The organism is Acidithiobacillus sp. TH-A35, assembly GCF_057473505.1.
Genome location: NZ_JBYCKR010000291.1, coordinates 1 through 9,196, shown reverse-complemented (window position 1 = coordinate 9,196; position 9,196 = coordinate 1). Strand labels below are relative to the sequence as shown.

Here is a 9,196-nt window from a genome sequence, read left to right as displayed (position 1 = left end):
CTGGGCAATGACACGAGCAGCGCCATTCAGGCCGGGGTCATCCATCTTTTTGCCGATGCCCTGCGCGGCGCCATTACCGACTATCGCCAGTACAGCCCCCAGGCACAGATACTGATCACCGGCGGTGATGCCGAACGTTGGCAACCCGGCATCCCCGGCAGCTTCTATCAGCCCCACCTGCTCTTGCGCGGCTTTTATTTGTGGATACAAGGTGGCGCCTTGCCCTAAGATCGAAGCCACGCAAAAATGGCCGCAGCCCCTTGGCGCCAGCCCCGCCCCCATGTACGCTACCCCCATGACCAAACCCTTCCAGCGTGTCCTGCTCGTCAGCAAATACCGTGATCCCTCGGTTCTCCCCGGATTGCAACGGCTGCGGGATTTTTTGCTGGCACAAGACATCCCCACTTTTCTGGAAACCCAGTGCGCCGCGGATATTGGCGACAGCCTGGGCCTGCTGCTGCTCTCGTTCGCGGAAGCGAATGCAGATACCGACCTCGTCATCGCCCTCGGCGGCGACGGTACCCTGCTGGGGACGGCGCGACAGACTGCACAAAGTGGTATCCCCATCCTCGGCATCAATCAGGGGCGGCTCGGCTTTCTCGCCGACCTTTCCATCGACCAGGTCAGCGAAGCCCTGCCGCCCATTCTGGAAGGCCACTATCAGCAAGATCTGCGCAGCGTCCTCCATGCCGAACTGTGGCGTGGTGAGGAGTGTTTCCATGCCGGCCTCGCCATCAACGAAGTGCTCATCCACAAGGGCGACGGCGAAAGCATGATTGAACTGCAAGTGCAGATAGACGGCCGTTTCGTCTATACCCAGCGCGCTGACGGACTCATCATCGCCACACCCACCGGCTCTACCGCCTACGCCATGTCGGCGGGCGGTCCCATCCTCACACCCACCCTCGCAGCGCTCCTCCTCGTCCTCATCTGCCCACATACCCTCACCGCCCGCCCCCTGGCAGTAGCCGACACCGTAGAAGTCCGCGCCCGCCTCACCGCCAGCCGCCAGTCGGCAGCGCTCAGTCTGGACAGCCACTACAGCGTCCCCCTGGAAATCGGCGACGAAATCGTCATCCGGCGTGCGCCCTGCTCCGCCCGTTTCATCCATCCCGAAGAGGAAAACTTCTTCCAGATTCTGCGCGGCAAACTGCACTGGGCCGAATCCCCCGGAGAAGACTGATGCTCCTCAACCTGCAAGTGCGCGACTTTGCCCTGATCGACGCCGTCAGTGTCGATTTTGCCGCAGGACTGACGGTGCTCACCGGCGAAACCGGCGCGGGCAAGTCCATTCTGGTGGACGCCATCGCCCTGCTCCTCGGCGACAAAGGCCATGCCGAAGACATCCGCCATGGTGCCGAGCAAGCGGAAATCAGTGCCGAATACGGTCTCAGCCCGGAACACCCCGCGCGTCAGTGGCTGCGCGGACAGGAAATCGAGGACGAAGATGTCTGCCTCCTGCGCCGCATCATTCAGCGCAACGGCCGCAGCCGTGCCTTCATCAACGGTCGCAGTGTCACCAACAGCCAACTCAAGGAATTCGGTGAAACCCTGGTCGAACTCCTCGGCCAGCATGCCCACCAAAGCCTGCTTCAGCCGGAACGCCAACTGTTTCTACTGGATCGTTTCGCCGGATTGGAGGCCACCCTGAGCGCCGTTGCCGACCGCTACCGGCAATGGCGCCAAGCCACCCAGCGCTGCGCCGCGTTACAGGAACAGCAGGGCAGGCAACACGAGCAGGAAGACTGGCAGCGCTTTCTGCTCGCCGAGCTGGAAGCCGCCGACTTGCAGGCCGATGAATGGGAAAACCTGCGCGCTGAAGAACAGCGCCTCGGTGCCGTGGAAAAGCTGCGGGAAAACATACTGGCCGCCCTCGCCCGGCTGGATGGGGAAGACAGCGCTGCCGGCCGTGCCATCGCCGAAGCGCAACGGCATGTGAGTGCCGCCCGCGCCCACGATCCCCGCCTCGCGGACTGCGATGAACTGCTCAACTCGGCCATGATTCAGACCGAAGAAGCCATTACCGGCCTGCGCGCCTACGCCACTGACCTGGAGGCCGATCCGGAGCGGCTCGAAAGTATCGCCCAGCGCCTGCAACTCCTGCAGGATCTGCAACGCAAACACCACTGCGATATGGCCGGTCTACTCGCCAGGCGGGAATCTCTGCGCCGGGAGTTGCTGGGCAACGAAGACCTTGCGGCGGCCCGCGGCGCCGCCGAACGCGAGTTGGCCCAGGCGCGGGCGGCCTACGTTGAGGACTGCGCTGCCCTCAGCGGCGCGCGCCAGCAACATCAGGACACACTGGCCCAGGCCATCATCGTGCAGATCCAGCAACTGGGCATGCCCCATGCCGCTATTGAGCTACGCCTGTACAGCCACCCCGAAGCCGAAAAACAATGGCGTGATACGGGCTGGGATCAGGTGGAAATCTGGATTACCGCCAATCCCGGCCATCCCGCTCAGCCCCTGGCCAAGGTCGCCTCCGGCGGCGAGCTGTCCCGCATCGGCCTCGCGCTGCAGGTCATCCTCGCCGCGCCGGAACGCGTCGACACCCTGATTTTCGACGAAGTAGATGTGGGCATCGGCGGTGCCGTCGCCGAACGGGTCGGTCGCCTGCTGCGCCGTCTCGGCGCCCGTCAGCAAGTCCTCTGCGTCACCCATCTGGCGCAGGTAGCCGCCCAGGGACATCAGCACCTGCGGGTGGAAAAACAGGTCATCAACGGCCAGACCCTCAGCGCGGTTCGCGCACTGAACAGCGCCGGGCGCCAGCAGGAAATCGCCCGCATGCTGGGCGGCATTGAAATCAGCGATGCCGTTACTCAGGCGGCAGCCGCCTTACTGGCCGGTGCTGAATCCTGAGTATAACGGCTTGGGTCGACACCATACCAAACCGCTCCATTCATAGGGATATTTAAGCGTAGCCAATGGTCTACACTAGGCCTTGACGCCTGAGTCGCTTACACTCTGGCTAGTGAGGGGATATTCTGGGCATGCCAATGCGCGTCCAGTGCCAAAGACCCGGAGAACCGATGGCGGCCGATTTAATGGAAGGACACAGCACAGACCGCGCGTCAGTCGTCCCGACGCGCGTAGAACATAACAGAGCCGACTCCATCCCGCGGCGGGTACTGGTGGTCGCTTTGGCGATACTGCTACTGGTGGGCAGTGTGGTCTACATCGCGGTTCGCTCCATTCACACCCTCGGCAACAGCAGCGACACCCTCGTTCAGGTCGGGTTACCCCTGCAAAAACAATTGCTAAAAATTAAAAACACCCAGCATCAGGCAGAATTTTTTCGTCAGCTTGCCCAAGTGCTGCCGCAGGCGGGTTATGAAAAGACCTTCATCCAACTGGTGACCAGTGAAGAGCATGACCTGCAAACACTACAACGCGCCACCCGCAATCACCCTGCTCTCACGATGGCCATGCAACAGTTGCAAGGCAGCCTGGCCACTTATGCGCAGACCGTTGGCAACAGCGCCACCGCGGAGTCCAGCAAAGCCGCCGTCGAAGAAAAATTTCAGGCCGTACATTTGGCGATGACGACGCTCCTCGCCCGGCAAGGCGCTGCGGCCGCTGCGGCGCGGACCCGTGCCGTGCAACTCCTCTATGCACTAGTATTCATCACCGCTTTGCTCAGCATACTCATTCCCTGGCGGGTAGCCACCGCCCTGACCCGACCCCTCAAGGATTTTCGTCGTGCCGTGGAGGATATTGGCGCGGGTAAACTGACGAATGTCGCCAGTGAAGGCCCCCAGGAGCTCCGCGATCTCGCCCGCAGCATTGAAAGCATGCAGGCGCGGCTGCGGGAAGAAGAACGTTTGCGACACGAATTCCTCAGCCAGGTGTCTCACGAGTTGATCACTCCGCTGGCCTCGGCGCGCTCTGGCAGCGAACTCCTGCTCAGTGAGCGCATCGGCCCGCTGTTACCGCGGCAGCACGAAGTGCTCGAAATCATCGTCCGTCAGGTCAAGGAGTTGTACGCCGCCATTCAGGAAATGCTGGACATGCACGCCCTGCAAGCGCGTTCCCTGGATTTTTCACCGCAGGATATCCCTATTACCGAAGTGCTGGTCGACCTGCAAAAACGTATGCAACCGCTGACCGATAAAAAAAATCAGATATTGGATTGTAACGGAGTGAAGGAACTCAGCGTGTATGCAGATCCCCAGAGACTGCGCCAGATTCTGACCAATCTGGTTAGTAACGCCCATAAATACAGTCCGGCGGGCGGCCGGATCGAGGTTCGCGCAACGGCACAACAAGGGGGCATTCTCTTTAGCGTTGGCGACAACGGTCCCGGCATCCCCGAGGCCCTGCTGGAACGGGTCTTTGAACGCTTTTATCAGGTGCCGGTCAGCAACAGTCTGCCCCGCGGCACGGGTCTGGGCCTTGCGATTACCCGCGAGCTGGTGGGCGCCCAAGGCGGCTGGATCCGGATGCACAATCGCTCCAGCGGTGGTCTCTGCGCCGAAATCTGGTTGCCCGCAGCGCGCAACGTCGGAGCCATTTGATGCGCTGGATCGCTCACGTCTTTCCGATCCTCGCCACGCTCGGTCTCTCCGCGACGCTGAGTGCCTGCGCACGACTCACGCCACAGACAGCCCCACCGCCCCCTCTGCCCAGCGCAACACGCAACACATTGCTCAGTGATCTCGCCCACTGTGGCGTGCCCACATCCGCCGCTTGCGCGCGCATCCATGTGGCGTTAGCCAATGGTTATCTGAGTGGCGGGCCGCTGAATGGTACGGCTTTGGGGAATGCGGCGAGAGAGTTGGGGCTCGCGGCCCAGAATAACGACGTGGCGGCCGAAACTTTCCCTCTGCGTCGTGTTGTCCACGCTCTGCAAGAGCACACCGCCACCAAGGACGCATGTATAGCCAAACTCAGACTGGCCCAGGCACAATCCGCTAACGCACAAGCACAATCCGCTGCCGCGCAAGCACGCCTGAATCGCCTGGAAAATCTCCTCCGCGAACATGCCGCAAAATCTCTTGACCACCATGTTCCCAAGCAGCCCTAAAATGCCCAAGCCCATCCCCACTATACTCACCGTTGACGACGATCCCGACTTTCTGCGCCTGCTCGGCCTCTGGCTGGAAAGTGAGGGATACCACGTCCTGGCCAGCAATGATCCCGCACAAGGTATGCAGATATTGCATAAGGACAAGCCCGATCTGGTCATCACCGATCTGCGCATGCCGGGCATGGATGGGATGGCCGTGCTCGAGGCTGTGCAGGCGCTTGACCCTGATCTCCCCGTCATTCTGCTCACCGCCCATGGCAGCATCCCCAATGCGGTGGCAGCCATGCGTGCACAGGCGTTCGGGTATCTCAGCAAGCCCTTCAGTAATGAAGAGTTGCAGGAGTTGACCAAGGCCGCGCTCGCGCAGCGCCGCGCCGGGCAGGAAACCCGTAAGCTGCGGGCCGCATTGCGCGAACAAGCCGGACAAAGCATCCTTCACCGCAGTCCCATCATGGCCGCGCTGGTGGATGAACTGGCGCGCATTGCCAGCTCGAAGGCCAGCGTTTTCCTTTCCGGGGAAAGCGGCTCCGGCAAGGAACGTGTCGCCCGCGCCATCCACGACGCCAGCCCGCGCCGCGACGGCCCATTCGTTGCGGTCAATTGCGGTGCCATTCCCGCCGAACTGGCGGAGAGCGAACTCTTCGGTCATGTCAAAGGCGCCTTCACCGGCGCCACTCAAGACCATGCCGGATTGATCCGCAGCGCCAGCGGCGGCACCCTCTTCCTCGATGAAATTGCCGACCTGCCTCTCACCCTGCAGGTCAAGTTGCTCCGCGTCCTTCAGGAAGGCACTCTGCGTCCCGTCGGCGCAAAAATGGAGACGACTGTCGACTTGCGGGTCATCAGCGCCACCCATCAGGATATTCACGCCCTTACCGCTGACGGTGCCTTCCGCGAGGACCTTTACTATCGTCTGCATGTCATCCCGCTGCGAGTCCCCAGCCTGAGTGAAAGGGCGGAAGACATCCTGCTGCTGGCCCAGTATTTTCTAGATCGGGAAAGTCAGCGCATGAACCGCGATATTCGGGGCTTCAGTCCCGAAGCCCTCGACAAGTTGATGCAGCGATCCTGGCCCGGCAATGTCCGGGAGCTCGAGAATGCCGTCACCTTTGCCGCGGCGGTCACCGAAAAAGGCTGGGTCGCTGCCGATGCCATCCCCGACACCGGTCGCCAGGGCGGCCAGAGTGCCTTCCCTCCCCTGCAGGATGCCAAGGCCGCCTTTGAGCGTACCTATCTGGAAAATCTGCTGCGCGCCACGGATGGCAACATCTCCCGCGCCGCGCGCATAGCCGGCCGACACCGGACTGATCTTTACAAACTGATGCGTAAACATAGTCTGGCTCCACAGCTTTTCAAGGGCCTGGAGGAGCGGAATGAGGAATAGCGATGGTGCAGGTGCTTTGCCCCCATCACCGATCTTGCTATGCTGAGCCTACTTTGACTCCGTCAACGACCCGATGACACTACCCGTTCCGATCGCCCAGAAATCACTCTTCCAGCGTATCCACCTCCGCCGCTGGTTCGCTCAGGGTTTGCTCATTTCGCTGCCCATTGGGCTGACGGTTTACGTGGTGTTGTGGATAGGCGGCTGGCTGAACAACCTATTTGAGGCACCGATCAGGGCGCTTTTTGGCGTCGACATCCCCGGCCTGGGCTTGTTGCTGACCTTGATGATTATTCTTGGTGTCGGCTTCCTCGCCTCCCATGTCCTGACCGCCTGGATTTTTGAGAAACTGAACACCGTACTCGGACGCATTCCCGTACTGCACAGCCTCTACAGCACTATTCACGAAACGGTAGGCTTGCTTTTTGGCGGGACGGACCGTGGTTTCCGTAGTGCCGTACTGGTTCGCCAGGGCGGCGACATGGGTTATCTCATCGGCCTGGTTACGCGCGACACCCTCAGCGAACTGCCCCGGTTGCCCGAGGAATGTATCGCGGTGTTTATCCCCATGAGCTACGGCATCGGCGGCTTCACCTGCCTCGTGCCACGCGACAAAGTCATCCCCCTGCCCGACCTCACCCCGCAACAAGCGCTGCGCTTCGCCATGGCGGGCGGGGTGGGGGGAGGGAAGGCCATCCGCGATAAGCTGGGTGCCGGTACTGAAGCAAGCAGAGAGACAGCACCGAGCCATTCTGACCCAGACCGGTGATAACTCCATTCCGTGGGCGCTTTGCGGCAAGCCCACAGTCTTCGTTATACTCACGTCACAACATAAGGAGATGAAGCATGGCTGAAGTCCGCAAAGCAGTCTTCCCCGTGGCCGGTCTGGGCACTCGTTTTCTCCCGGCCACCAAGGCCAGCGCCAAGGAAATGATGCCTGTCGTGGACAAGCCACTCATTCAGTATGCTGTGGAGGAAGCCATCGCCGCAGGCTGCGACCAACTCATTTTCATCAGCGGACGCGGCAAGCGTGCCATCGAAGACCACTTCGACGTTTCTTACGAACTGGAAATTGAGCTGGAAAAACGCGGCAAGGTGGCTTTGCTGGAACAAGTGCGGAGCATCCTGCCCAGCCATGTCAGCACCATTTTTCTACGCCAGCCCTACCCGCTTGGACTCGGGCATGCCGTGCTTATGGCCCGCCCGGTGGTGGGTGACGAACCCTTCGCCGTGTTGCTGGCTGACGACCTCATGCTCGGCGAACCACCCGTGCTCGCGCAAATGGTGGAACAATACCGCCGCTATCAGGCGGGCATTCTCGGCGTTGAAGAAATTGCGCGGGAGCATTCCACCCGCTACGGCGTAGTCGACGCGCGGCCCTGGGATGATCGTATTTACCAGATTAGTGGCATCGTCGAAAAGCCTAAGCCCGAGAATGCGCCCTCTAATCTGGGCGTGGTGGGGCGCTACATCCTCCCCGCGCGGGTGTTTCACTTTCTGGAACAAACTCAACAAGGCGCGGGTGGCGAGATTCAACTGACGGATGCCATCGCCCACCTGTTGAAAGAGCGGCAGGTGCTGGCCTATCTTTTTTCCGGGCGGCGCTTTGATTGCGGCGATAAGCTTGGCTACCTGAAGGCGACCATCGCCTTTGGCAAGTTACACCCCGAGGTAGGTGCCGATTTCACCCGGTACATGGACAGCCTTTGCGAACCCCTCGCCCCGGATGAGGCATTCCCGTGACCCCCTTCATTCTCTCCGAACGGGGCGCTATCATCGCCCGTTTCCCCGAGGAGCACAGGCATCCATGATCATCATCGACGGAGTTACCGAAAGCGGTGGCAAATTCCGCCCGTCCGCCTGGGCGGAGATGCTCATTGAAGGAGTCGGACTCGCCCATTTCGGCGCCGACCACAAGATTCATTACCTGCCCCTCATTGAACCCGCCACTATCAATGGCAACGCCGCCATTATCATAGACGAGAGCCTGGAAGAGATTCGCCCGGAGGCCTTTGCTGAAATCATGCGCTTCGCCGCCGAAAATCGCCTCCAGGTGCGGCATGAAGAAGGCAGCATCGCCGATCGCCGGGTACAGCAACCCACCCGCCGCCGCCACCAGACCCAGCGCCCACACTCCTGATGGCAGAACGTCCGTCCGCCTCCGCCCGTCTGCGTTTTACCTGGATACTCGGCATCGTCATTATTGTCTATGGCGCCCTGGCCATCGCCCTGAGCATCCACGTCATTGACCTGCAAAGCGGCGTACGTGCGGACCTCTATGTCGCCTTACAGAAGCTGGATCAACTGCATCGGGAAGCGTTGTCCCAGGCGACCAGTGCGCAGGAACGCCAAACCATAGAAACCGCCTGGCGCAACGAACGCGCCTTCGCCGCAGCCTCATCGCAACAAGCCCGACACGTGGCAGGGACGCTGATATCGCGCCTGAATCAGGAATATCCCACCAATGCCTGCGGCCGCAGTGGCCCCTCTTTCATCGCCGCCAATGCGCTCCCCGCTCAGCATGCCTGTATGGTCGCCATAGGGAGCAAAGGTAATGACGTTCAGGCCACGGCCTATGACACGCAAGGCATTGCCATGGACAACTTTTATGAATACCTCTATGCCCCCACCGGTCGCTCAGGCTGAGGGTACAACACCGCCCCCATCCTGGGTACTGCCTGGGTCCACCGTAGTTACCGGGATTGGTTGAATTGCAGTATGCAGTCACATGGCTATCGCTTGCACGCTGAAATAGGGCCTCACGATCAGAGGTCACGAACCTTGGC

General features: G+C 61.0%; 9 protein-coding genes and 1 pseudogene. All 10 read left to right on the top strand.

Features of this window, described 5'->3' with window-relative positions:
* A pseudogene (locus AC2VNK_RS09425) lies at nucleotides 1–228 on the top strand (type III pantothenate kinase); the annotation flags it as partial.
* Nucleotides 229–295: 67 nt separating this feature from the next.
* Nucleotides 296–1,183, top strand: coding sequence for an NAD(+)/NADH kinase (locus tag AC2VNK_RS09420; protein WP_486883571.1), 888 nt, complete (start codon nucleotides 296–298; stop codon nucleotides 1,181–1,183).
* Complete coding sequence (recN, locus tag AC2VNK_RS09415) at nucleotides 1,183–2,859, top strand: DNA repair protein RecN (protein WP_486883570.1); 1,677 nt, start codon at nucleotides 1,183–1,185, stop codon at nucleotides 2,857–2,859. The genes AC2VNK_RS09420 and recN overlap by 1 nt, the downstream gene beginning before the upstream one ends.
* Nucleotides 2,860–3,029: 170 nt before the next feature.
* Nucleotides 3,030–4,514: a sensor histidine kinase gene (locus tag AC2VNK_RS09410; RefSeq protein WP_486883569.1), complete on the top strand. Its 1,485-nt coding sequence runs from the start codon at nucleotides 3,030–3,032 to the stop codon at nucleotides 4,512–4,514.
* Nucleotides 4,514–5,023 carry a hypothetical protein gene (locus AC2VNK_RS09405; RefSeq protein ID WP_486883568.1) on the top strand — a complete coding sequence of 170 codons (510 nt, stop codon included), beginning with the start codon at nucleotides 4,514–4,516 and terminating at the stop codon, nucleotides 5,021–5,023. The genes AC2VNK_RS09410 and AC2VNK_RS09405 overlap by 1 nt, the downstream gene beginning before the upstream one ends.
* A gap of 1 nt (nucleotide 5,024) precedes the next feature.
* A complete protein-coding gene (locus tag AC2VNK_RS09400) occupies nucleotides 5,025–6,410 on the top strand; it encodes a sigma-54-dependent transcriptional regulator (protein WP_486883567.1) in 1,386 nt (461 codons plus the stop codon).
* Between the two features lie 73 nt (nucleotides 6,411–6,483).
* The gene (locus AC2VNK_RS09395; RefSeq protein WP_486883566.1) at nucleotides 6,484–7,179 is read left to right on the top strand and encodes a DUF502 domain-containing protein; all 696 of its coding nucleotides are present in this window, start codon (nucleotides 6,484–6,486) and stop codon (nucleotides 7,177–7,179) included.
* Nucleotides 7,180–7,256: 77 nt separating this feature from the next.
* The gene (gene galU / locus AC2VNK_RS09390) at nucleotides 7,257–8,153 is read left to right on the top strand and encodes a UTP--glucose-1-phosphate uridylyltransferase GalU (protein ID WP_291522189.1); all 897 of its coding nucleotides are present in this window, start codon (nucleotides 7,257–7,259) and stop codon (nucleotides 8,151–8,153) included.
* Between the two features lie 64 nt (nucleotides 8,154–8,217).
* A complete protein-coding gene (locus tag AC2VNK_RS09385) occupies nucleotides 8,218–8,550 on the top strand; it encodes a DUF3579 domain-containing protein (protein ID WP_291522192.1) in 333 nt (110 codons plus the stop codon).
* Nucleotides 8,550–9,056 (top strand): hypothetical protein, encoded by a 507-nt coding sequence (locus AC2VNK_RS09380; protein WP_291522194.1) that lies wholly within the window; start codon nucleotides 8,550–8,552, stop codon nucleotides 9,054–9,056. Before AC2VNK_RS09385 ends, AC2VNK_RS09380 begins: the two co-directional genes overlap by 1 nt.
* Nucleotides 9,057–9,196 lie beyond the last annotated feature (140 nt).

Excerpts from the sequence above, each read along its gene's own strand:
- AC2VNK_RS09395 (WP_486883566.1), top strand. The coding sequence starts at position 6,484 with ATGACACTACCCGTTCCGATCGCCCAGAAATCACTCTTCCAGCGTATC.
- recN (WP_486883570.1), top strand. The coding sequence starts at position 1,183 with ATGCTCCTCAACCTGCAAGTGCGCGACTTTGCCCTGATCGACGCCGTC.
- AC2VNK_RS09400 (WP_486883567.1), top strand. The coding sequence starts at position 5,025 with ATGCCCAAGCCCATCCCCACTATACTCACCGTTGACGACGATCCCGAC.
- AC2VNK_RS09405 (WP_486883568.1), top strand. The coding sequence starts at position 4,514 with ATGCGCTGGATCGCTCACGTCTTTCCGATCCTCGCCACGCTCGGTCTC.
- galU (WP_291522189.1), top strand. The coding sequence starts at position 7,257 with ATGGCTGAAGTCCGCAAAGCAGTCTTCCCCGTGGCCGGTCTGGGCACT.
- AC2VNK_RS09410 (WP_486883569.1), top strand. The coding sequence starts at position 3,030 with ATGGCGGCCGATTTAATGGAAGGACACAGCACAGACCGCGCGTCAGTC.
- AC2VNK_RS09420 (WP_486883571.1), top strand. The coding sequence starts at position 296 with ATGACCAAACCCTTCCAGCGTGTCCTGCTCGTCAGCAAATACCGTGAT.
- AC2VNK_RS09380 (WP_291522194.1), top strand. The coding sequence starts at position 8,550 with ATGGCAGAACGTCCGTCCGCCTCCGCCCGTCTGCGTTTTACCTGGATA.
- AC2VNK_RS09385 (WP_291522192.1), top strand. The coding sequence starts at position 8,218 with ATGATCATCATCGACGGAGTTACCGAAAGCGGTGGCAAATTCCGCCCG.